The 21,578-nt window shown below is 56.1% G+C and carries 20 protein-coding genes and 1 other RNA gene; 7 read left to right on the forward strand and 14 right to left on the reverse strand.

Features of this window, described 5'->3' with window-relative positions; translation table 11 throughout:
• Positions 1-11: 11 nt before the first annotated feature.
• From FNY10_RS10200 to FNY10_RS10210, 3 genes are all read right to left on the reverse strand, one after another.
• Positions 12-848 (reverse strand): shikimate dehydrogenase family protein, encoded by an 837-nt coding sequence (locus tag FNY10_RS10200; protein ID WP_131047920.1) that lies wholly within the window; start codon positions 846-848, stop codon positions 12-14.
• 11 nt (positions 849-859) lie between these two features.
• Positions 860-2,182 carry an MFS transporter gene (locus FNY10_RS10205; protein WP_131047919.1) on the reverse strand — a complete coding sequence of 441 codons (1,323 nt, stop codon included), beginning with the start codon at positions 2,180-2,182 and terminating at the stop codon, positions 860-862.
• An 82-nt stretch (positions 2,183-2,264) separates the two neighbouring features.
• Positions 2,265-4,118 (reverse strand): TIM barrel protein, encoded by a 1,854-nt coding sequence (locus tag FNY10_RS10210; RefSeq protein WP_160704875.1) that lies wholly within the window; start codon positions 4,116-4,118, stop codon positions 2,265-2,267.
• 125 nt (positions 4,119-4,243) lie between these two features.
• Here FNY10_RS10210 and FNY10_RS10215 point away from each other — a divergent pair, with 125 nt between their 5' ends.
• Positions 4,244-4,882 (forward strand): TetR/AcrR family transcriptional regulator, encoded by a 639-nt coding sequence (locus tag FNY10_RS10215; RefSeq protein WP_131047918.1) that lies wholly within the window; start codon positions 4,244-4,246, stop codon positions 4,880-4,882.
• Between the two features lie 26 nt (positions 4,883-4,908).
• Here the strand turns inward: FNY10_RS10215 and fumD are convergent, their stop codons facing one another.
• The gene (fumD, locus tag FNY10_RS10220) at positions 4,909-5,124 is read right to left on the reverse strand and encodes a fumarate hydratase FumD (protein WP_100683583.1); all 216 of its coding nucleotides are present in this window, start codon (positions 5,122-5,124) and stop codon (positions 4,909-4,911) included.
• Positions 5,125-5,629: 505 nt separating this feature from the next.
• On the opposite strand from fumD, the gene pykF reads away from it, so the two are divergent.
• Both pykF and lpp read left to right on the forward strand, forming a co-directional pair.
• Positions 5,630-7,042 (forward strand): pyruvate kinase PykF, encoded by a 1,413-nt coding sequence (gene pykF / locus FNY10_RS10225; RefSeq protein ID WP_100683582.1) that lies wholly within the window; start codon positions 5,630-5,632, stop codon positions 7,040-7,042.
• A 307-nt stretch (positions 7,043-7,349) separates the two neighbouring features.
• Positions 7,350-7,586 (forward strand): murein lipoprotein Lpp, encoded by a 237-nt coding sequence (gene lpp / locus FNY10_RS10230; protein ID WP_001082307.1) that lies wholly within the window; start codon positions 7,350-7,352, stop codon positions 7,584-7,586.
• A 72-nt stretch (positions 7,587-7,658) separates the two neighbouring features.
• Here lpp and ldtE read toward each other — a convergent pair whose 3' ends face one another.
• From ldtE to sufA, 7 genes are all read right to left on the reverse strand, one after another.
• Complete coding sequence (gene ldtE, locus FNY10_RS10235; protein ID WP_160704588.1) at positions 7,659-8,657, reverse strand: L,D-transpeptidase LdtE; 999 nt, start codon at positions 8,655-8,657, stop codon at positions 7,659-7,661.
• Between the two features lie 98 nt (positions 8,658-8,755).
• Positions 8,756-9,172, reverse strand: a complete 417-nt coding sequence (gene sufE, locus FNY10_RS10240; protein WP_100683580.1) for a cysteine desulfuration protein SufE — start codon at positions 9,170-9,172, stop codon at positions 8,756-8,758.
• Positions 9,173-9,183: 11 nt separating this feature from the next.
• Complete coding sequence (gene sufS, locus FNY10_RS10245; protein ID WP_131047916.1) at positions 9,184-10,404, reverse strand: cysteine desulfurase SufS; 1,221 nt, start codon at positions 10,402-10,404, stop codon at positions 9,184-9,186.
• Positions 10,401-11,675: a Fe-S cluster assembly protein SufD gene (gene sufD, locus FNY10_RS10250; RefSeq protein WP_131047915.1), complete on the reverse strand. Its 1,275-nt coding sequence runs from the start codon at positions 11,673-11,675 to the stop codon at positions 10,401-10,403. The genes sufS and sufD overlap by 4 nt, the downstream gene beginning before the upstream one ends.
• Entirely contained in the window at positions 11,650-12,396 is a 747-nt protein-coding gene (gene sufC, locus FNY10_RS10255; protein ID WP_131047914.1) for a Fe-S cluster assembly ATPase SufC, read from the reverse strand. Before sufC ends, sufD begins: the two co-directional genes overlap by 26 nt.
• A 31-nt stretch (positions 12,397-12,427) precedes the next feature.
• Positions 12,428-13,915, reverse strand: coding sequence for a Fe-S cluster assembly protein SufB (gene sufB / locus FNY10_RS10260; RefSeq protein WP_131047913.1), 1,488 nt, complete (start codon positions 13,913-13,915; stop codon positions 12,428-12,430).
• Between the two features lie 2 nt (positions 13,916-13,917).
• Positions 13,918-14,295 carry a Fe-S cluster assembly scaffold SufA gene (gene sufA / locus FNY10_RS10265; protein ID WP_160704586.1) on the reverse strand — a complete coding sequence of 126 codons (378 nt, stop codon included), beginning with the start codon at positions 14,293-14,295 and terminating at the stop codon, positions 13,918-13,920.
• A gap of 769 nt (positions 14,296-15,064) precedes the next feature.
• Between sufA and FNY10_RS10270 the strand changes: the two genes are divergently transcribed.
• Complete coding sequence (locus FNY10_RS10270) at positions 15,065-15,382, forward strand: hypothetical protein (protein WP_100683575.1); 318 nt, start codon at positions 15,065-15,067, stop codon at positions 15,380-15,382.
• 160 nt (positions 15,383-15,542) lie between these two features.
• Here the strand turns inward: FNY10_RS10270 and FNY10_RS10275 are convergent, their stop codons facing one another.
• Positions 15,543-15,791 carry a GlsB/YeaQ/YmgE family stress response membrane protein gene (locus tag FNY10_RS10275; RefSeq protein ID WP_100683574.1) on the reverse strand — a complete coding sequence of 83 codons (249 nt, stop codon included), beginning with the start codon at positions 15,789-15,791 and terminating at the stop codon, positions 15,543-15,545.
• 166 nt (positions 15,792-15,957) lie between these two features.
• On the opposite strand from FNY10_RS10275, the gene FNY10_RS10280 reads away from it, so the two are divergent.
• On the forward strand, positions 15,958-16,146 hold the full coding sequence (locus tag FNY10_RS10280; RefSeq protein ID WP_141964424.1) for a YegP family protein: 189 nt from the start codon (positions 15,958-15,960) through the stop codon (positions 16,144-16,146).
• Positions 16,147-16,220: 74 nt separating this feature from the next.
• On the opposite strand, the gene menI is transcribed toward FNY10_RS10280, so the two are convergent.
• Positions 16,221-16,631: a 1,4-dihydroxy-2-naphthoyl-CoA hydrolase gene (gene menI / locus FNY10_RS10285; RefSeq protein WP_141964423.1), complete on the reverse strand. Its 411-nt coding sequence runs from the start codon at positions 16,629-16,631 to the stop codon at positions 16,221-16,223.
• Positions 16,628-19,684, reverse strand: a complete 3,057-nt coding sequence (locus FNY10_RS10290; protein WP_141964422.1) for an FAD-binding and (Fe-S)-binding domain-containing protein — start codon at positions 19,682-19,684, stop codon at positions 16,628-16,630. Before FNY10_RS10290 ends, menI begins: the two co-directional genes overlap by 4 nt.
• 370 nt (positions 19,685-20,054) lie before the next feature.
• On the opposite strand from FNY10_RS10290, the gene ydiK reads away from it, so the two are divergent.
• Both ydiK and rprA read left to right on the forward strand, forming a co-directional pair.
• Positions 20,055-21,179, forward strand: coding sequence for an AI-2E family transporter YdiK (gene ydiK / locus FNY10_RS10295; RefSeq protein ID WP_131047909.1), 1,125 nt, complete (start codon positions 20,055-20,057; stop codon positions 21,177-21,179).
• Positions 21,180-21,353: 174 nt separating this feature from the next.
• An RNA gene (gene rprA / locus FNY10_RS10300) (antisense sRNA RprA) lies at positions 21,354-21,461 on the forward strand.
• Positions 21,462-21,578 lie beyond the last annotated feature (117 nt).

Raw genomic sequence — 21,578 nt, forward strand, 5'->3', positions numbered from 1 at the left:
CCGTTGGCGATTCAGTAGCGAATTTCCGCCAGCTCGCGCAGCTGCTCCGGAGTCGCTACCGGCAGGTTGAAGAAACGCAGATAGGCCGGGATCATTTCAAACAGCATGTCGGTGCCGCGCTGAACCGGACAACCGCGCGCCTCGGCGGCCTGCAGCAGCGGCGTAAAGGCCTGGGTCATTACCACTTCCCCCACCCAGGTGCCGGGCGTCAACCTCTGAGGGTCCAGCGGCAGCGGGTCCCCCGCCTTCATCCCCAGCGGCGTGGCGTTCACCACCAGATCGTGCCCCTGCGGATCGCGCTGCATCAGGCTGATATCCAGCAGCGGATAGTGTTGCAGCAGACGGGCCGCCAGCGCATGCGCCGCATCGGCATGGCTATCGTAGAGCGTCAGGGCGCGTACCCCCGCCGCTGCCAGCGAAGCGGCGATCGCCGACCCCACGCCGCCGCAGCCGACCACCAGCGCCCGCGCCCCCTCGGGCCGAAAACCTTTACGTCGGATACCGAGCACAAAACCGTCGCCGTCAAACATATCGCCGCTCAGCGTGCCGTCGGCCTCGCGGCGGATAGCGTTGCAGGCGCCGGCAATGGCTGCCGTGGGGCTTAAGCGATGCACCAGCCCGCAGGTGGCAATCTTATGCGGCATCGTGACCAGCGCGCCGATAATATTGGTCAGCGTAAACAGCGCCGGAACCACCGTCGCCAGCGCCTCCGGTTTCACCCCCGTAGGCACCACTTTGACATCCACCTGCTGTCGGTCGAACCACGGGTTGTAGATCATCGGCGCCTTAAAGCCGCCGGTCGGATAGCCCAGATGCGCGATCAGCCGCGTATTACCACTAATTATCATCCCCTGCTCCTTTACTGCGATAGCTCGATGCGTTTGACATCGCCCAGAATAAACAGATACGCCACGACGCCGAGGAGCGCCGCGCCGCCGATATAGATCAGCGCATAGAAGAAGTCGCCGAAGGCCGCGACGATAAAGCCAATCACCAGCGGCGTGAGGATCCCGGCTAAGTTAGCGCAGAAGTTAAACAGGCCGCCGGTCAGGCCGCCCAGCCCTTTCGGCGCGATATCGGAAATTAACGTCCAGCCCAGGCCGACCATTCCCTGACCAAAGAAGGCGAATGACATCACCAGAATCACCGCCAGATCGCTGCTCAGCCAGTTGGCGGAAATAATGCCGCTGGCCATCAGCAGACCGACGACGATCGGCAGCTTACGCGCGAGGTTGGCCGATCCGGTGGCCTTCAGCAGCTTGTCGGAGAGCCAGCCGCCGAACATCACCCCGCCGGCAGCGGCAAGGAACGGCAGAATGGCGAAGAATCCCACCTTCAGCCACGGCATATGCCGCTCGGTGGCCAGATAGGTCGGGAACCAGGTCAGGAAAAACACCAGTACCGTATTGCCAGCGAACTGGCCGATGCTGGCGCCCACAATCTGCCGTTTCCCCAGCAACTGCCGCACCAGCGGCCAGCTGAAAGCCGTCTGCTGGTCGCTCGCCGCGACCAGGCCGCCGCCGTTGACAATATGCTCTCGCTCCTGCTGGCTGAGGTGCTTATCTTCGTGCGGTTCGCGGTAACAGCGCCACCACACCAGCGCAAACAGCACGCCGACAGCGCCGACGCTGATAAACAGCGCCCGCCAGCCGAAACTGCCCATAATCCAGAACAGCAGCGGTGAGAAGCAGGCCAGCCCGAGGTACTCCCCGACGGTATAGACTGCCGTTGCCTTGGCCCTCTCCTGCTGCGGGAACCACGTGCTGACCACCCGGCTGTTTACCGGGAAACAGGGTGCCTCGCTGACCCCCAGCCCAAAGCGGCACAGCAGCAGAGTTTTCAGCCCTATCGCCATACCGTGGAACAAGGTAAACAGCGACCACAGCGTCAGCGACAGGAAGTAGGTCACTTTGTTGCCGAAACGGTCGAGGAACAGGCCGCCGGGAATTTGTGCCAGTGCGTAGGTCCAGGCGAAGGCGGAAAAGACAATCCCCATGACCGCCGCATGAATCCCGAGTTCGGAAGTTAAGCTGGGGGCCGCTATCCCCAGCACCGTCCGGTCGAGGTAGTTAATCATCGTGCCGATAGCCAGCAGCGTGAGGATCCCAATCCGCCGCCGGGAGCGCGGCACGGCGGGAGCGGCTTGCGCCGCTGCCGTGTGGTTATGGCTGTACGCGTTCATAATCGTTTTCCTGTCGTAGGGTGCAGATGAATGTTGTTATTGTATTGACGATGTTGTGCTCAACGAACCATTTGATACATCACTAGCTGTACTGCATTGCCGACAGGCGAACGGCGGCATTTGCCGCGCCGTACAGGGCATAGCCATCGCGTCTTTCGGTCAATTCGAAGAAAAAGCGCCCTGCCGAGAACGGCCGGGTATAGAGGTGGAGGAACTCCCCGCCGCGCGGATCGCGGTCATAGAGAATATGCAGACGTTGCAGCGTCGCGACGTCCACCGTCTCGCCATAGCGCGCCAGCAGGTCATCATAGTAATTAGCCGGAATCGGCAGCGCCTGAAGGGAGACCTGCGGCAGAGCGTCGAGGGTCGCCGGCAGGTGATGGCAGGCAAACGCCGCGTGCTGCAAGCCCGCCCCTTGATAGCAGGCCACCGAGCGGGCAATCTGCGTGGCGCGGCTCTGGGAGATATTCAGCGCCAGGCGAATATTGCCCTGCGGGCTGTGAACCGCCAGACTGCGCACCAGACCATACGGGTCCGGCAGCGTCTGTTCATGTTCGAGGGTGAAACCGAAGACGGTGCGGAAAAAGGTAATCCAGTTATCACGGCTCTCCGCCTCCATCCCCAGCGCCAGATGATCGATGCCGCTGTAGTCATCGCGTAACGTCGGCGCGTCGTGCAGATGAAAATCGCGGGTGTAGATATCATCACCGGCTTCAATTAAATAAATCAGGCTGCCGTCGGGGGCGCAAATCGCCGGAATGGGGCTTTCATTCGGCCCGGCATCGCCCTGCCAGGTGGCGTAGCCATAGGCGCGGGCGCGCTCAATAATCGCCGCGCTGCGGCTGACGCGCAGCGCCATCGCGCACAGCGAGACGCCGTGGCGCTGGTGAAAATGATCGGCCCAGCTGTGCGGCTGGGCGTTGACAATCGCTCGCGCGCCGCCGTTGCGCCACAGCGTCACCTGTTTTGAGCGGTGGCGGCCTTCCTGACCGAAGCCCAGCTGCGACAGGCGCTGGCCAAGAGCCTGCGCTTGCGAGGGGCTGGCGGCAAATTCGATAAATTCCAGTCCGAGATAATCCGGCAGCGTCGCGGCATGAAACAGCGACGCATCGCTGTCGTCCAGCTGTTGGCGGGTCTGCTCTTCCAGCCATTGTAACGAGCGGTAGCCATCTTTCGCCGTTGCGCCATTCGGCGAAGCGCGGAAGCCGTCATTGAAAATTTCCAGCGACCACGGGCCGCGATAGCCGCAGCGGGTCAGATCGCAGGCAAAATCCACCAGCGGCAGCTGCCCCTGTCCCGGGAAACAGCGGAAATGGCGGCTCCATTCAAGGACATCCATCTTCATCAACGGCGCATCCGCCAGCTGCAGGAAGGTGATTTTGTCCACCGGGACTTCATGCAACCGCTGCAAATTGTCGCCGCGAGCCAGAATATGAAAGCTATCCAGGACAATCCCCAACGCCGGGCTGTTGACGCTTTTCACCCGTTCCCAGGCCTGATACCAGCGGTTGACGTGCGTTCCCCAGGCCAGCGCTTCGTAGCCGATGACTATCTTTTCCTGCTCCGCCAGCGCCGCCAGCGCGGCGAGATCCGCCACCTGCAGCGCAACATCGGCGGAACAGTCCGGCTGCACATTGCTGCACAGGAGCAATGTGTCGCAGCCGAGCTCATGCATCAGCGCGAATTTGCGCTTCGCCCGCGCCATATTCGCCGCAAACTGGCTGCGGCTGGCGCCTTCAAAATCGCGAAAGGGTTGAAAAAGCGTGATTTTTAGCCCTAAATCAGCCGCCAGATTGCGAATATCCGCCGGCGTGCCGGTATAATAAAGCAGATCGTTTTCAAAGATTTCGACGCCTTGATAACCCGCAGCCGCAATAGCATGGAGTTTTTCGGGTAAGGTGCCGGAAATCGAAACGGTGGCAATGGATCGCAGCATAGGTCCTCGGGTCATCAGCAGACGTGAGCCCTGAATATGAATCATTTGGTTCATTCACGCCACACGAGGTTGCTAATTTGTGATCATTATGTGTATTTTTTGTCTCTCAGAAAAAAGGAGTGGTTATGTCTGTCGTGGCTCATGATGAAGCGCAGTCCCTGAAGGAACGGATTTTTACCGCCGCCATCGTCGTCTTTGCCGAACACGGGCTGTCCGGGGCGCGCATGGAACAGATTGCCACCGAGGCGCAGACAACCAAACGCATGGTGGTGTACTACTTCAAAACGAAGGAGCTGCTGTATCAGGCGGTGCTGCAACATGTCTATGCGCGTATCCGCGAGACCGAACAGCAGCTTGGGCTGGAGCAGCTTCCGCCGGTTGAAGCGCTGGTGCAGCTGGTGCGCTGGAGCGTGCGTTATCACGCCACTCATGCGGATTTTATGCGGGTTATTTGTATGGAGAATATGCAGCGCGGTAAGTGGTTGCAGTCATCGGGGCAGCTGAAACCGCTGAATCGAACCGCCCTGTCGATTCTGGAGGATATTCTGCAGCGCGGGCAACAGCAGGGAATTTTTCAGGAGGGTCTACAGGCGCGCGATGTCCATCGGCTGATCAGCAGCTTTAGCTTTTATCAGGTGTCGAACTTTTACACCTTCACTCGTCTCTTCCTCGACGACCCGCTGCCGGCTATCGACGATGAGGAGATGATCGCTCACCACTGCGATTTAGCGGTGAAAGCGGTCGTGCGGTTTGTGATTTCCTGAGCCTGCGTAAGCCGCGCGCAGGAAGGCTAGTCGTGCCCGGATAAGGCGTGGATCACCTTCTCCATGGCTTCTTTGGTCAGTTCAGAGCGGGCGATTTTCGGGTTGGCCAGCGAGGTACGCACCACCCCGGCAATCACGATATGTTTTGGCTCCTGGCCGAGATCGCGCATTTCGAGCACCACTTTCCCCACCACCCGGCACATTTCCTCGTACAATTCGGCGTCTCTGGCTTTATTTCCCATACTTTTCGGCTCACAAATTATCATTATCAATCAAATCATTATTAATATGTTTTCGTGATAAATCAAACCAGCGCGCTCTTTTTATACCAGTGCGTTGTTTCCAGGCGCTAACCGCGATGAAATTCGCATGATAGTGGCGTTTATTGTTGTCGGCTGATGAAAAAATGTGTTGCGAAGAAGATTTGAAATAGTTCGAGTTTTGTTACATTTTCATGGGGAATAATGAAACGTCGTTTTCATTTTCCTTTTTTGTTCCGGCGTCGTATAATGGCCCCCGATTCTTTCTTGAATGGTTTCAGCGCATTGGACTGCACGACTAAACGCATAAAATACTGCCTCTTTTCATGGGCTGAACCGCCAGCACACTTTCTTCTGCACGCTCTTTTGTTGTCACCTATTCTTAGAGCGTGGCAGAACAACTTTCGCAATACAGGTTTGACTCCACGGCCGTGCGCCTACGGAGCGATATTTCCATATCCTTCACAACTTAAAGACTAAAACTTTCATGAAAAAGACCAAAATTGTTTGCACCATCGGTCCGAAAACCGAATCCGAAGAGATGCTGTCCAAAATGCTGGACGCGGGCATGAACGTCATGCGTCTGAACTTCTCTCACGGTGACTATGCTGAACACGGTCAACGCATCAAGAACCTGCGTAACGTGCTGAGCAAAACCGGTAAGACAGCGGCTATCCTGCTGGATACCAAAGGCCCGGAAATTCGTACCATTAAGCTGGAAGGCGGCAATGACGTCTCCCTGAAAGCCGGTCAGACATTCACCTTCACCACCGATAAATCCGTCGTCGGCAACAACGAAATCGTCGCCGTGACCTATGAAGGTTTCACTACCGACCTGTCCGTCGGCAACACCGTTCTGGTCGACGATGGTCTGATCGGCATGGAAGTGACGGCCATCGAAGGTCAGAACGTCATCTGTAAAGTGCTGAACAACGGCGACCTCGGCGAGAACAAAGGCGTTAACCTGCCGGGCGTTTCTATTGCCCTGCCGGCACTGGCTGAAAAAGACAAGCAGGACCTGATCTTCGGTTGCGAACAAGGTGTTGATTTTGTTGCTGCTTCCTTTATCCGTAAGCGTTCTGACGTGGTCGAAATCCGCGAGCACCTGAAAGCGCACGGCGGCGAAAACATCCAGATCATCTCCAAAATTGAAAACCAGGAAGGCCTGAACAACTTCGACGAAATCCTCGAAGCCTCTGACGGCATCATGGTTGCGCGTGGCGACATGGGCGTGGAAATCCCGGTTGAAGAAGTTATCTTCGCCCAGAAAATGATCATCGAAAAATGTATCCGCGCGCGTAAAGTGGTTATCACCGCAACGCAGATGCTGGATTCGATGATCAAAAACCCGCGTCCGACCCGCGCAGAAGCCGGCGACGTAGCCAACGCCATCCTCGACGGCACCGATGCGGTCATGCTGTCCGGCGAATCCGCCAAAGGGAAATACCCGCTGGAAGCCGTCACCATCATGGCGACCATCTGCGAGCGTACCGATCGCGTGATGACCAGCCGCCTGGAGTTCAACAACGACAACCGTAAGCTGCGCATTACCGAAGCGGTGTGTCGTGGTGCGGTAGAAACCGCAGAAAAACTGGAAGCTCCGCTGATTGTTGTCGCCACCCAGGGCGGTAAATCTGCGCGCGCCGTGCGTAAATACTTCCCGGATGCCACCATCCTGGCGCTGACCACTAACGAAACCACCGCCCGTCAGCTGGTGCTGACCAAAGGCGTAGTGCCGCAGCTGGTTGACCAGCTCTCCTCTACCGATGATTTCTACATCCTCGGCAAAGAACTGGCGCTGCAGAGCGGCCTGGCGCGTAAAGGCGACGTGGTTGTTATGGTCTCTGGCGCACTGGTCCCGAGCGGAACCACCAATACCGCATCCGTGCACGTGCTGTAATAATTTACAGGTTAATTCGTTTTTAAAGGCGCCTCTTGCAGGCGCTTTTTTTTTATTCATCCCTGGCGACTCTTAATAAAAATGCAAATCGGAATTTACTATTTAATGAGAGATTATCTAAGATGAATCCGATGGAAGCGTGCTGTTTTCACAAAGATTTTTAAACTAATCCGTAAAATTCGATGTTTCTTTGAGCGAACGATCAAAAATAAGCGTATTACCGTAAAAAAATATTCTCATCCCAAAAAAGTTTGTGTAATACTTGTAACGCTACATGGAGATTAACTCAATCTAGAGGGTATTAATAATGAATCGTACTAAACTGGTACTGGGCGCGGTAATCCTGGGTTCTACTCTGCTGGCTGGTTGCTCCAGCAATGCTAAAATCGATCAGCTGTCTTCTGACGTTCAGACTCTGAACGCTAAAGTTGACCAGCTGAGCAACGACGTGAACGCAATGCGTTCTGACGTCCAGGCTGCTAAAGACGACGCAGCACGCGCTAACCAGCGTCTGGACAACCAGGCTACTAAATACCGTAAGTAATAGTACCTGTTAATAAAAATGGCGCACAATGTGCGCCATTTTTTTTGTCCTCTCTTTCCTTCCCGTCTCGCGCTACTGCACCCTTTTCGCTTCGTCCACCGGCGCGTTCGATACCGACATCGCCGATAGCGCTGCGCCGCTCGCCGTCTCATTGCCCGCAGAGACCACCACCGGATAGCCCGCGCGTCGGGACAGCGCTTTCTTCAGTTGGGCATCGTCTATGGTTTTATCTCCGGCAAACTGATGGAAGTCCGCTGGCAGCGTGTACGCAAGCGTACGGGTATCGCCCGCTTCATCCTGCGTCAGAGGCCGATGAACTTCGACATAGCGTTTACCGTCGGGCTCAATCGCAAATTTCACCGGCTGGTTGATAACGCGCACCGGCGTCCCGGTTTTTACCTGACTAAACAGCGCCTGGATGTCCGCGGCGTTCATGCGCATACAGCCCGAACTGACCCGCAGGCCAACGCTATCCGGCGCGCTGGTACCGTGGATAAGATACTCACCGTTGCCGTACGCCAGGCGCAGCGCATAGCGTCCTAACGGATTATTCGGCCCTGCCGGCACCACGGGCGGCAGCTTGATGCCTTTTTCCAGCGAACGCGCGCGGATGCCCGCCGTTGGCGTCCAGGTCGGATTAGGGATCTTTTGCCCGATGCGCGTGGTCATCTCCGGCGTCTCCAGCCCCTGCTGACCAATCCCCAGCGGATAAACCTGAACCTGGTTCTGCCCCGGCGGGAAGTAGTACAGCCGTAGCTCCGCCAGGTTCACGACGATGCCTTCCCGGGGAACATCCGGCAGCAGCATCTGCGAGGGAATCAAGACCTGAGTCCCGGGCTTCGGGTACACCGGCGCAAGCGTGTCGTTCGCTTCGAGAATCAGCATCGCCGCCGTGTCGAAATGGCGGGCAATCGCCTGCAGATTGCGATCCCCTTCCTGTACCGTCCACCATTGATTCTGGCCAATGAGTCGACTGTTAGCCGGGGGAAGTGGGTAATCTACCGCCCAGGCGCCGTGTGAAACGCTGAGGGCTGTCAGAAGGGCTACGGTGATAAGAGATGCGCGTTTCATACTGAGATTCCTTCTTTCGCTGATAAAACGCCAGGGTCTGCAGTCAGGCAGGCATCACCTCCGGCCTGACGTAACAGAATGAAATCTACCTGTTTATTCTAGCTAAGATTTTCAGCTTTCGCGCGAATTGCACGAATCATGGCTTCCAGGCCCTGAGATCGTGAAGGGGTAAGATGCTGGGCCAGCGCCATTTTTTCAAACCATGGTCGCACGTCAAAGGCGATGATATCCTTGGCCGTCATCTGGTCGTAGAGGATAAAGACCACGGCAATCAGTCCTTTGACGATCGCCGCATCGCTATCGCCGCGCAGCGATAGCCCCCCGCCTTCCCCTTGTTCCACCACGATCCACACCTGGCTCTGGCAGCCCTGAATGATATTTTGCGCGGTATGCTCTTCGGCGCTCAGCGGCGCCAGCCGCTGGCCGAGTTCAATAATATAGAGGTACTTCTCTTCCCAGTTCGCGCAACGACTAAAGTTGCGCAGCAGTTTGTCTTTATCCGGTAATGCCGCCATGATTGCGTCCTTTAGCCCAGTAGCGTGTGGATGCGCTGCAGTCCTGCGACCAGGCGATCCACCTCTTCCGTGGTATTGTACATCGCCAACGAGGCCCGACACATGGCCGGTACGTTGTAAAACGCCATTAGCGGCATCGCGCAATGATGGCCGGTGCGGATGGCAATGCCGTAATTATCCAGGAAGCTGCCCACATCGTAGGCATGATGTGCGCCAAGGTTAAAGGCAATCACCCCCAGACGCGCCTCAGGGCCATACAGGGTCAAGTCCGGCACCGCTTTCAGCGCCTGCAAGGCATAGCGCATGAGAGTCTGCTCATATTCACCAATCTGCGCCAGCCCCAGCGCGCTGACATACTCCAGCGCGGCGCCAAGGCCGATAATCCCGCCGGTATTGGGGGTGCCCGCCTCGAAGCGCCACGGCGCTTTCGCCCACGTTGTCCCTTCGCTCAGGCTGACGGTGGCAATCATAGACCCGCCCCCTTCCCACGGCGGCATCGCCTGCAGCAGCGCCTCTTTGACATACAGAATGCCAATCCCGGTCGGGCCATACAGCTTGTGGCCGGAGAAAACATAAAAGTCGCAGTCCAGCGCCTGCACATCCACCGCGTGATGCATCACCGCCTGCGCCCCGTCCACCAGCACTTTTGCCCCATGCTGGCGGGCCAGCGGGATCAAGGCCGCCAGCGGGTTCTCCGTCCCCAGCACATTCGAGACCTGGGTGATGGCCAGCAGGCGGGTCCGCGCATCGAACAGCGCCGGAATGGCATCCAGTTGCAGAGTGCCGTCCGGTGTCAGCGGGATAACCCGCAGCTCGGCGCCCACCCGGGCACAGAGCATCTGCCAGGGGACGATGTTCGCGTGGTGCTCCATGGCGCTGATGATGATGTTATCGCCGGCGCCGACGTTGGCGTTCCCCCAACTGTTGGCCACCAGATTGATCCCTTCGGTGGTCCCCCGAACGAACACCAGCTCTTCCGCCGAGCGGGCGTTGAGGAACCTCGCCGCCTGCTGACGAACCTGTTCCATCCGCGCCGTCGCCTCTGCGCTCAGCGTATGGATACCGCGATGGACGGCGGCATAGCCGTGGCGATAAAACTCCGCCTCGGCGCGAATCACCGCCTCTGGTTTTTGCGCGCTGGCGGCGCTGTCGAGATAGACCAGCGGCTGACCGTTGACCTCCCGGCTCAGCAACGGAAAATCCGCGCGGACCCGTTCAACAGAAAATGTCATGCTTTTTCTCCCGGTAAACGTTGGCCGATTCGCGCCAGAATCTGCGCCCTCAGCGCCTCATCGCCAATCGCTTCCGTCAGCTCGGCGGCGAAAGCATAGAGGATCATATGCTGTGCCGCCTGGTGAGTAATACCGCGTGAACGGAGATAGAACAGCTGTTCGTTGTCGATACGCCCGATGGTGGCGCCGTGGCTGCACTTGACGTCGTCGGCATAAATTTCCAGCTGCGGTCGGGTATCCACTTCCGCCAGGCGCCCCAGCAGCAAATTATTGTTGGTCATCTGACCGTCGGTTTTCATCGCGTGCCTGGCGACATTAATCAGACCGTTAAACACCGCCCGCCCTTTATCGCTGACAATGGTCTTATGCAGCTGGCGGCTATTACAGTAGCCAACGCGATGATCGAGCCAGGTTCGGCTGTCGCAGACCTCATTGTTGACCGGCATCGCCAGGGAGTTGATCCGCAGGGTGCTGTTTTCCCCCAGCAGTTGAGTACTGGTGCGATGGTGCAATACCGCGCCTCCGAGCAGAAAGCTGCTGCTGAAGGCCGACGCGTCGCGGCCCAGCAAGAGATCGTTGTGGGCAAAGTGGTTGCTCTGCGCATTCTCAAACGCCAGCTTGATATGCTGCAGATGGGCATTATCCGCCACCGACATCGTCAGACGCGCGCCGGTAAAGTGGCGCTGTTCATCCAGACTCAGATAGTGTTCGATAATCGTCGCCTCGGCGCCGCTCTCCAGCTCAAGATGATGGCGATAGTGCGCGGTGTTGAGGTCATCGCCCGCCCCCCCACGGGTCACATGCATCAGCAGCAGCGGCTTCGCGGGCCGCTGATGACGTTTTACGCGGATTCGCGTCACCGTCTGAGCAAGGCTCTCCGTGAGATGCAGGAACACTTCCGGCTGCACCGCGTCAGGCAATCCCTGACGATCGTCCGCCACGCTAACGTCGTAGCCGCTGTCGGCCAGGTTGTCGCTTAAGGTCTCGCTAAACTGCCCGTCGATGAACACCAGCCGCCAGGCGTCCATCGACAGCGCCCGCTGATCCCGCTCTGTCGCCGTTAAAGTACCCGGCTGCAGCGCGACAAATGTGCCTTTGTTCAGTGTATCCAGCGGCGTATATTTCCAGTCTTCATGTTTGCGCGTCGGCAGACCGAGGCGCAGGACCTGCTGGAGATGCCGGCGGGCTTCAGGCGTTCGCCGTTCACCCAGCGCCTCAAACAGATGATGCCACTGCTGCAGCGCGTTACTGCTGTTCGGTAAGCCAGCCATAGCCCTGCTCCTCCAGTTGTTTGACCAGGGTAAAATCGCCGGATTTGACGATTCGCCCCTGATAGAGCACGTGGACGTAATCAGGCTTGATATAGTCGAGAATACGCTGATAGTGGGTGACGATAATAAATGCGCGCTTGCCGTCGCGCAGCGCGTTGACGCCGTCAGAGACTATCTTCAGGGCGTCGATATCCAGCCCCGAATCCGATTCATCAAGAATGCACAGGTCCGGCTCCAGCACGGCCATTTGCAGGATATCGTTGCGCTTCTTTTCACCGCCGGAGAAGCCCACGTTCACCGAACGGGTCAGTAAATCTTCCGGCATCTTCAGCAGCTTAATTTTCTCTTCCATCAGATCCTGGAAATCGAAACGGTCCAGCGCTTCCTGGCCGCGATAGCCGCGCACCGAGTTGAGCGCAGTTTGCAGGAAGAACTGGTTGCTGACGCCGGGAATCTCTACCGGGTACTGGAAAGCCATAAAAATGCCTTCGCCGGCGCGGTCTTCCGGCGCGAGGCTGAGCAAATCTTTGCCTTTAAACTCCACGCTGCCGCCGACGACCTCATAGTCTTCACGCCCGGCCAGCGTCGCCGACAGGGTACTTTTGCCGGAGCCGTTCGGCCCCATAATGGCGTGCACTTCGCCAGGGCGAATGTCCAGATTTAATCCGCGCAGGATCTCTTTGTCTTCAACGGCGACCTGCAAATTTTTGATACTTAACATCGCATTTCCCTTAATTCGTAAAGCCTGGCGCTTAGCCGACGCTGTGTTCCAGACTGATAGCCAGCAGTTTTTGCGCTTCAACGGCAAACTCCAGCGGCAGCTCCGAGAAGACATCTTTACAGAAGCCGTTGACAATCATCGAGATGGCATTGTCTTCGCTGATGCCGCGCTGCAGGCAGTAGAACAATTGATCTTCGCCGATCCGCGAGGTGGTGGCTTCGTGCTCCAGCTGCGCGCTGTCGTTGCGACACTCCACGTACGGGAAAGTATGCGCCCCGCAGTCCGGTCCAATCAGCATCGAGTCGCATTGGGTGAAGTTACGCGCGTTGGTGGCGGTCGGCATAATTTTGACCAGTCCACGGTAGCTGTTCTGGCTTTTGCCGGCGGAGATCCCTTTCGAGATAATCGTCGAACGGGTGTTTTTGCCGATGTGGATCATCTTGGTGCCGGTGTCGGCCTGCTGGTGTCCGCTGGTCAGCGCCACGGAGAAAAATTCGCCGATGGAGTTATCGCCGCGCAGAATGCAGCTCGGATACTTCCAGGTAATGGCGGACCCCGTTTCTGACTGCGTCCAGGACATCTTGCTGTTTTCGCCTTCGCACAGCGCTCGTTTGGTGACAAAGTTCAAAATCCCGCCGGTGTTGTTATCCCCGGGGAACCAGTTCTGCACCGTGGAATATTTCACCTCGGCGTCTTTATGAATAATCACCTCAACCACCGCCGCATGCAGCTGATAGCTGTCGCGCACCGGGGCGGAACACCCTTCGATGTAGCTGACATAGCTGCCTTCATCGGCCACCAGAATGGTGCGTTCGAACTGGCCGGTTTTTTCGGCATTAATGCGGAAATAGGTCGACAGCTCCATCGGGCAACGTACGCCTTTAGGCACGTAGATAAAGGTGCCGTCAGAGGCCACCGCCGCGTTCAGCGCGGCAAAAAAGTTGTCATTGCCCGGCACCACGGTGCCGAGATATTGTTTCACCAGCTCCGGGTGATCGTGGATAGCCTCACCAAACGAACAGAAGATAATCCCCTGTTCCGCCAGTTTTTCCCGGTAGGTTGTCGCCACCGAAACGGAGTCGAAAATCGCGTCAACCGCGACTTCACGCCCTTCGCGTACCGGCACGCCCAGCAGGTTAAAAGCCTCTTCGACTTCCTGAGTCAGATAGGCGCCGGGGCCGGTTTGCTGCACCGCGCCAGGCTCCGAAGCGCAGGTGTCGTCGCAGTTGCCGCAGGACGGCGCCGAGTAATAGCTGTAATCCTGGTAGTTGAGCTTTTCATAGTGCGCTTTCAACCAGTGCGGCTCTTCCATCGCCAGCCAGGCGTGATACGCCTTCAGGCGAAACTCGAGCATCCACTCGGGCTCATTGCGGCGGGCGGAAATGGCGCGCACCACCTCTTCGTTGATGCCTTTCGCCAGCTCATCGGTCTTTAAGCGGGTAAAAAAGCCTTCTTTATAATTGAGCGGCCCGTCGGACCAGGTTTTGACATCGTCAGTTGCTTCAGTATTACGAGACATAGTTACTCCGCCTGAACCCCAAAGCTTTCGCCGCAGCCGCATTCGTGCTGCGCTTTCGGGTTATGAAACTTAAAGATTTCATTTAATCCTTCCCGAACATAATCCAGCTCCGTCCCGTCGATAAACGGCATGGCCTGCAGCGGCGCCCACAGTTTCGCCCCGTCGCGCTCAAACAGCAGGTCGTCTTCCGCCGGCTCGGCAATCAGCTCGAGTACGTAACCAAAACCGGCGCAGCCGCTGGTTTTTACCCCCAGACGTAGCCCCTGCTTGTCGGGATGTTGACTCACCAGGCTGCGAATATGGGCCGCTGCCGCCGGGGTCATCATCAGACCACGCCAGCTAAATTCATCGGGATTGAAGGTTCCTGTATCTAATTCCATCGCTCTACCTCATTGGTTAGCGCCATAAGGGCATACGACCATGTTAATGATAACAATTATCACTTCAACCCAGCCGGAGAAGGGGTATTCCCCTTGCGAACCCTTTTATCTCGCTTTTTATAAGCATAGACCCTCGCCTGCAGGTTATCAGGTGACTATTTTGCAATTTAATATATTGATAAATAATAACTTATTTAGCGTTTTACCCGGACATGACGGGCAATGAGAAAGGTGTATCGGAAATACCTATTTTTGAAATCGAAAACGGTCCATTCAACATGATCAGCATTTACTGTCAAATCAATAGATTGTTCTTTGTACCGTGCGACGACGTGACGCTCTTTACGCTACCTCTTTAGAATTATCTATAAGTATCCTTCTGGATGGCTATTCGTTATCCGGTAAAGCGGAACGGTTATCATTTTAAATTCGGACAAAAACCAGGAATAAAGCTTTTTTCTCTACTGGTAAATTGATGTACAATTCCTGCTTAAATTTCCTACAGTTCTCGACCCTGTGTCGGAGGCACTGCTTACATGGAGTTTGTCCGTACAGGATGATAGATATCAGTATTATGTCGATGTGCATGGTGGTACTGCTGGTTATGAGCGTATTGCTAAACTAGGTCAGCCACAGCCCCTGCTTCCCACATCGGAGCTTCACATTCGTGATGAAATGAGGAGTTTTAGAGGATTCGTCCGCAGTGGCATTGTTCAGCAACGGCGTTGCCTCTAAGATTTCAGCCATATTCCAGCGAGAGGTAACGAAGATGAAAGGAACAATCATTGCTCTGTTAGCCACCGTATCCATTGCCACAGCCAGCGCATTTGCAGCAGATAAAAATGACGTCCCTGCTCCCCCCGATAATCCGCCCGGACAGCCGATGATGGAAATGCCGCAAGGGCGTGGCCCAATGCCGATGCCTCTACCGCCATTGCCACCGCGAAAACCGCTATTATTCTCTGCAACGGTTGCCACCGATAACCCGGCCGAGACGATTAATAAACTGACCGCGCTGATCCCGACAGGGAGCGCTAAACATTATGAAGTGCGCGTGGAAGTCGTTCCTGTACCCGATATGCCCTGAATTATCCCGGCGACTCCCGGTATCATTGACCGGTTAATATCTGCGACATAAAAAAAGCTGCCAGTGAGCGTGGCAGCTTTTATTTTGCGTCTGATTTGGCGCTCAATGTCTATATCCTCACCGCCGATGGCGATGAGGATAGCGGTATGATGACGGGATATTAACTCTTAATCTTTCTGTAGATAAACAGGACGACTAATGCACCAATGACCGCCACTACAAAGCTGCCGAAATTAAAGCCATCGACCTTGCCGTAGCCAAAAAACGTACTGATCCAACCACCTACTACCGCACCAATGATGCCCAGAACAATAGTGACAATAAAGCCGCCGCCGTCTTTGCCTGGCATAATCCACTTAGCCAAAATACCGGCAATAAGACCAAAAATGACCCAGGAAATGATACCCATAGTTAACTCCGTCCTCTTCGTTACTCAAAAGTATTTCGTACTTAAAATAGTAGCATAAGTAACGTGAATAATTCATGAATTATATTTTTAGCGCCGCTGACTTGCTATATAAGCCGCTATGGTCTACATATCATGGTGTCGGTGCTAATGCACAAAGGGGTTAACAATGGGCTATTACGTGATTAAAAAATCTGAGAAAAGCGTTTCCCAGCCATGGTATTTCCTGCTAAAAGCAGATAATCATGAAACCATCGCCACCAGTGAAATGTATTCCTCGAAGGAGGCGGCGAAAAAAGGAATTGCTTCAGTGCAGAAGAATGGTCTCAGCGAAACGATTAAAGATGAAACACAATAAAATCCGCTGAATATAAGGGGAATAACATTCCCCTTATATTTGTACGAGAATCGCCTCAGCCCGCTGCGGCTCTCTCAGACTACCGCCGTGGTCAGGCGCGAGGAGCAGCATAAGCGCCGCTGTTCATCGAAGATTTCAATCTGCCACACCTGGTGGCGCGATCCGATATGCAGCGCTTTACAGACCCCTCTGACCCGGCCACTGCGCACCGAGCGAATGTGGTTGGCATTGACCTCCAGCCCTACCACCTTCTGCTCGCCTTCACTGCACAAATAGCCGGCAACCGAGCCCAGCGTTTCCGCTAGCACCACCGATGCTCCGCCATGTAGCAGACCAAACGGCTGATGCGTGCGGCTGTCCACCGGCATGGTGGCTTCGATGGTATCATCGGTGACGCTGTCAAAATGAATATCCAGCAGCCCGACCATATTGCCTTCACCCATGCGGTTAAGCTGTTCCAGCGTTGTCTGACGTTTCCAAATCATCCAATAATCTCCAGCAGCGCCTGCAGCGGATGGCGGACACCGCTGCCTTCAATGCGCTTCACCTGACTGCGACAGGAGTAGCCGGTCACCAGGCAACGGTTACGCGGTAGACGCTGAATCGCCTGTTGCCAGGAAAGCGCGTAGATATCCAGCGAGTTGGCATGGTTTTTCACCTCATGACCGTAGGTTCCGGCCATCCCACAACAGCCCACGCTGACGTTCTCCAGTTTCGCGCCAAAGCGTGCAAAAATTTCTGCCCACTGCTTCGGCGCAGCGGGGAGCGCCGTGACCTCGGTACAGTGGCCAAACAGATACCACGCTTCGCCGCCCTGCTCCTGCTCGCGAGCTTCCGGCAGCGCCTGCGGCAGCCACTCGTGCACCAGCATCACGCGGAAATCACCGCGTTTGTCGCCCAGGACCTGGTTGTACTCATCGCGATAGCACAGCACCAGCGCCGGATCGACCCCAACCATCGGCATGCCCAGTTGCGCCACGCGGTTAAGGAAATCTGCGGTTTTCTGCGCCGTGCGCGCAAAGCGCGAGAGGAATCCTTTGATATGCTGCGCCTTGCCGTTTGGCGAGAACGGCAGCAGTACCGGCTGGTAGCCGACTTTTTCCACCAGCCGGACAAAATCGGCCACCACCTGCGCGTCGTAATAGCTGGTGAACGGATCCTGCACCACCAGCACCATTTTGGCTTTCTGCGCGGCGCTGAGGGTTTCCAGCTGCTCCAGCGTCATGTTTGCCGAGCGATGTCCCACCATTCTCTGCTTCAGCGACGGCGTCGAGAGCAGCGGCAGATCCACCATCCCGATGTGCTTCTCCGACAGCTTGCGCATCCACGGCTGGTTAATAAAGAAGTTGAACGTCTTCGGCGCCTGGGCCATCAGCGGCGCATAGGATTCCACCGTCGCCACCAGATGATCGCGAACCGGCCGCAAATAGCGACTGTGGTACAGCTGCAGGAAGCGTGAACGAAATTCCGGGACATCGATTTTAATCGGACATTGGGTAGAGCACGCTTTACAGGCCAGGCAGCCGGACATCGCCTCTTTGACCTCATGGGAGAAGTCATATTCCCCCTTGCGCGCATGCCAGCTGTTACGGGTCCGCGCCACCAGCGTCCGCAGGCTGGCGCGTTTTTCCGGCAGATCTTTTTCCAGCTGATTGGGGTCGATGCCACGATCCGCCAGCAGGCGCAGCCATTCGCGCACCAGCGTTGCGCGCCCTTTCGGCGAGTGGATACGGTGATTGCTGACCTTCATCGACGGACACATCGGGCTTTTAACATCAAAGTTAAAGCACAGACCGTTGCCGTTACACTCCATCGCGCCACGCCATGCGCTGCGCACCGCGATAGGGATCTGGCGATCCCAGGTGCCGCGCTTCACGGCATCCACCTTCATCATCGGCGCATCTACGCCTTCCGGCGGACAGATTTTCCCCGGGTTAAGACGGTTGTGCGGATCGAACGCCGCTTTGACTTTTCGCAGCTCGCCGTAAAGCTCTTCGCCAAAGAATGCCGGACTGTACTCGGCGCGGAAGCCCTTGCCGTGTTCACCCCACAGCAGGCCGCCGTATTTCGCGGTCAGCGCCACGACCTCATCAGAGATCTGCTTCATCAGCACTTCTTGCCGCGGATCGCACATATCCAGCGCCGGACGCACGTGCAGAACGCCAGCGTCCACATGGCCAAACATGCCGTAGCTCAGACCGTGGCTGTCGAGCAGCGCGCGGAACTCGACGATGTAATCGGCAAGATGTTCCGGCGGTACGCAGGTATCTTCCGCAAAGGGAATCGGCTTGGCGGCGCCTTTGGCATTCCCCAGCAGCCCCACCGCTTTTTTACGCATCGCGTAGATGCGCTCAACGCCGTCCAGTTCGTGACAGACCTGCCAGCCGATGACGCCCGCTTCATTGGCGGCAATCAGCTCATCAAGACGCTGACACAGCGTAGTTACCTGGTTATCGATAAGCGCGGCGTCATCACCGGCGAATTCGACAATATTCAGTCCCAGCATCTCTTTATGCGGGACATCGGTAATCAACTCGCTGACCGAATGCCAGACGATATCTTCACGCGCCAGGTTAAGGACTTTTGAATCGACGGTTTCCACCGACAGCGCTTTCGCCTCGACCATAAACGGCGCATTGCGCAGCGCGGAGTCAAACGAATCGTATTTGATGTTCACCAGACGGCGGACTTTCGGCAGACGGGTAATATCGAGACGCGCTTCGGTGATAAAGGCCAGCGTCCCTTCCGAACCGGTGAGAATTCGGGTCAGATCGAACTCGCTCATGTCATCATTAAAGACGTGGCGCAGGTCATATCCGGTCAGGAAGCGGTTAAGTTTCGGAAATTTATCGATGATCAGCTGACGTTGCGCTTTGCAGCGCTGAAAGACCGTCCGGTAAATCCGTCCAATCGCCGACTGTTCGCGGCTTAGCGTCTCCGCCAGGGCAACGGGCATCGCCTGGGTATCGAGAATATCGCCGCCCATCAGCACCGAACGAACGCCCAGTACATGGTCTGAGGTTTTGCCATAAACCAATGACCCCTGACCGGAGGCATCGGTGTTGATCATCCCCCCCAGGGTGGCGCGGTTGCTGGTGGAAAGCTCCGGGGCAAAAAAGTAACCGTACGGTTTAAGATACTGGTTCAGCTGATCTTTAATCACGCCGGCTTCGACACGAACCCATCCCTCTTGCGGGTTGATTTCGAGTATGCGGTTCATATGGCGGGACATATCGACGATGATCCCCGCATTCAGCGCCTGGCCGTTGGTCCCGGTGCCGCCGCCGCGCGGGGTAAAGACCAGCGATTTGAAGCGTTCTTCGGCGGCGAGTCGCGCCAGCAGGACGACATCCGCCGTCGAGCGGGGAAATAAAATCGCATCCGGCAACAGCTGATAAACGCTGTTATCTGTCGCCATTGTTAGCCTGTCGGCATAGCTGGTGGCGGTATCGCCGGTAAATCCTTGTTGCTCCAGTACCTGCAAAAAATTCAATACCAGTTGAACGACACCTGGTGCTTGAGAAATTTGTGGGATCATAACGCTTGACCCTGCCTGACTATGTTGTGTTGTAGAGATGTCATCCTTCAGACTGCCTCGTGTTGGCGCATTCGCTGCCGAATCCTTGCGTGAAGCTGACCCTGGCGGGTAATACAAACCACGTTCACCACGCCGGGCAAAAATAGCCTGCAAGCCGGGAGTCGGCCGCCACCTCGCTGCGTCCGGATGATTTGGTGTATGGATAACTAAACGATTGCGTGGCGCAGTCAACTTTTTATCACATTTTTTTCATATGCGCCCACGAGATTTATGTGCAAAATCAGGCCCGTGAAATTATTGATATTATTATCAGTATATGGATTTACGCGGCGCCAACATTCTGACGCGACTGGAAAGGTAAAATTTCATTATGATTAACGCTCGCCAACCTCGGGATATACCGCAAATTCTGCTGTCGGTGCTGTTCTTATCCCTGATAATTATCTCCTGTCTGTGGGTGGTGCAACCCTTTATTCTGTCCTTCGCCTGGGCAGGCACCGTCGTCATCGCCACCTGGCCCGTTCTGCTGCGTCTGCAGCGTTTGCTGTTTGGTAAACGCGCCCTCGCCGTGCTGGTTATGACCGTCTTACTGTTTTTACTGTTCGTCATCCCCATTGCGCTGCTGGTAAATAGCCTGGTCGATAACAGCATTCCGCTGATAAAACTCATCTCCGCCGGGAATGTGACGCTGCCGGATTTGGCGTGGCTTAATAGCGTTCCGCTGATTGGCGACAAGCTGTACGCGGCCTGGCACGGTCTGCTGGATATGGGCGGCGCGGCCATCATGGCCAAAATTCGTCCCTATATCGGCACCACCACCACCTGGTTCGTCGGTCAGGCGGCGCATATCGGCAAACTGCTGGTCTACTGTGGTCTGATGCTGTTGTTCAGCGCCCTGCTGTACTGGCAGGGTGAGAAAGTCGCCTATGGGTTCCGTTATTTCGCAACGCGTCTGGCGGCAAAACGCGGCGATGCGGCGGTGCTGCTGGCCGGTCAGGCCATTCGCGCCGTGGCGCTGGGCGTGGTGGTGACCGCGCTGGTTCAGGCGGTGCTCGGAGGGATTGGTCTGGCGATTAGCGGCGTCCCTTACGCTGCGCTGCTGACCGTGGTCATGATCTTCACCTGTCTGGTACAGCTGGGGCCATTGATTGTCCTGATCCCTTCGATTATCTGGCTCTACTGGAGCGGAGATACCACCTGGGGCACGGTGCTACTGGTGTGGAGCTGCGTGGTGGGCACCATGGATAACGTTATTCGCCCGATGCTGATTCGTATGGGCGCCGACCTGCCGATGATTCTGATTCTCTCCGGCGTTATCGGCGGGCTGATCGCCTTCGGGATGATTGGCTTGTTTATCGGTCCGGTGCTGCTTGCCGTCTCCTGGCGCCTGTTTGATGCCTGGTTGCAGGAGGTTCCACCGCCGCCGAAAGATCCCGATCAGGTACTGGCGGAACTTGAAGCGTTAAATGTCAGTAATATCAACAACCAAAAGTAAAAAATCGAGGCGGGGAAACCCGCCTTAATCATAAGAAAAACTGATAAAAATAATTCACTCCTCCCCCCGCTATCCCCCTCTCTCATGAGATGCAATCGGCATATTCTTCACACCCGTTTAACTATTGGGATGAATCCGATCGACGCAAAAACAGGCTGTGTCTACTATTAGGGCACGGTTATAGATCAACACCTTGATTTATAAGCATGGAAATCCCCTGAGTGAAACAACGAATTGCTGTGTGTAGTCTTTGCCCATCTCCCACGATGGGCTTTTTTTTACTTCGAATCCGTGAGCCGCAGACCGCTATTTTTACGGTTTGCAGGTACGGCCGTCACTGGCGGACGGCAGACGCTGAAAATAAAAAATCCCCGCCATTGCTGACGGGGATCGGCTGAT

The sequence above is a fragment of the Klebsiella sp. Lac1 genome (assembly GCF_009825425.1).
Lineage (GTDB): Bacteria > Pseudomonadota > Gammaproteobacteria > Enterobacterales > Enterobacteriaceae > Klebsiella > Klebsiella electrica.

Coding starts and splice junctions, on each gene's coding strand:
- FNY10_RS10200 (WP_131047920.1), bottom strand. CDS start 848: ATGATAATTAGTGGTAATACGCGGCTGATCGCGCATCTGGGCTATCCG.
- FNY10_RS10205 (WP_131047919.1), bottom strand. CDS start 2,182: ATGAACGCGTACAGCCATAACCACACGGCAGCGGCGCAAGCCGCTCCC.
- FNY10_RS10210 (WP_160704875.1), bottom strand. CDS start 4,118: ATGCTGCGATCCATTGCCACCGTTTCGATTTCCGGCACCTTACCCGAA.
- FNY10_RS10215 (WP_131047918.1), top strand. CDS start 4,244: ATGTCTGTCGTGGCTCATGATGAAGCGCAGTCCCTGAAGGAACGGATT.
- fumD (WP_100683583.1), bottom strand. CDS start 5,124: ATGGGAAATAAAGCCAGAGACGCCGAATTGTACGAGGAAATGTGCCGG.
- pykF (WP_100683582.1), top strand. CDS start 5,630: ATGAAAAAGACCAAAATTGTTTGCACCATCGGTCCGAAAACCGAATCC.
- lpp (WP_001082307.1), top strand. CDS start 7,350: ATGAATCGTACTAAACTGGTACTGGGCGCGGTAATCCTGGGTTCTACT.
- ldtE (WP_160704588.1), bottom strand. CDS start 8,657: ATGAAACGCGCATCTCTTATCACCGTAGCCCTTCTGACAGCCCTCAGC.
- sufE (WP_100683580.1), bottom strand. CDS start 9,172: ATGGCGGCATTACCGGATAAAGACAAACTGCTGCGCAACTTTAGTCGT.
- sufS (WP_131047916.1), bottom strand. CDS start 10,404: ATGACATTTTCTGTTGAACGGGTCCGCGCGGATTTTCCGTTGCTGAGC.
- sufD (WP_131047915.1), bottom strand. CDS start 11,675: ATGGCTGGCTTACCGAACAGCAGTAACGCGCTGCAGCAGTGGCATCAT.
- sufC (WP_131047914.1), bottom strand. CDS start 12,396: ATGTTAAGTATCAAAAATTTGCAGGTCGCCGTTGAAGACAAAGAGATC.
- sufB (WP_131047913.1), bottom strand. CDS start 13,915: ATGTCTCGTAATACTGAAGCAACTGACGATGTCAAAACCTGGTCCGAC.
- sufA (WP_160704586.1), bottom strand. CDS start 14,295: ATGGAATTAGATACAGGAACCTTCAATCCCGATGAATTTAGCTGGCGT.
- FNY10_RS10270 (WP_100683575.1), top strand. CDS start 15,065: ATGAAAGGAACAATCATTGCTCTGTTAGCCACCGTATCCATTGCCACA.
- FNY10_RS10275 (WP_100683574.1), bottom strand. CDS start 15,791: ATGGGTATCATTTCCTGGGTCATTTTTGGTCTTATTGCCGGTATTTTG.
- FNY10_RS10280 (WP_141964424.1), top strand. CDS start 15,958: ATGGGCTATTACGTGATTAAAAAATCTGAGAAAAGCGTTTCCCAGCCA.
- menI (WP_141964423.1), bottom strand. CDS start 16,631: ATGATTTGGAAACGTCAGACAACGCTGGAACAGCTTAACCGCATGGGT.
- FNY10_RS10290 (WP_141964422.1), bottom strand. CDS start 19,684: ATGATCCCACAAATTTCTCAAGCACCAGGTGTCGTTCAACTGGTATTG.
- ydiK (WP_131047909.1), top strand. CDS start 20,055: ATGATTAACGCTCGCCAACCTCGGGATATACCGCAAATTCTGCTGTCG.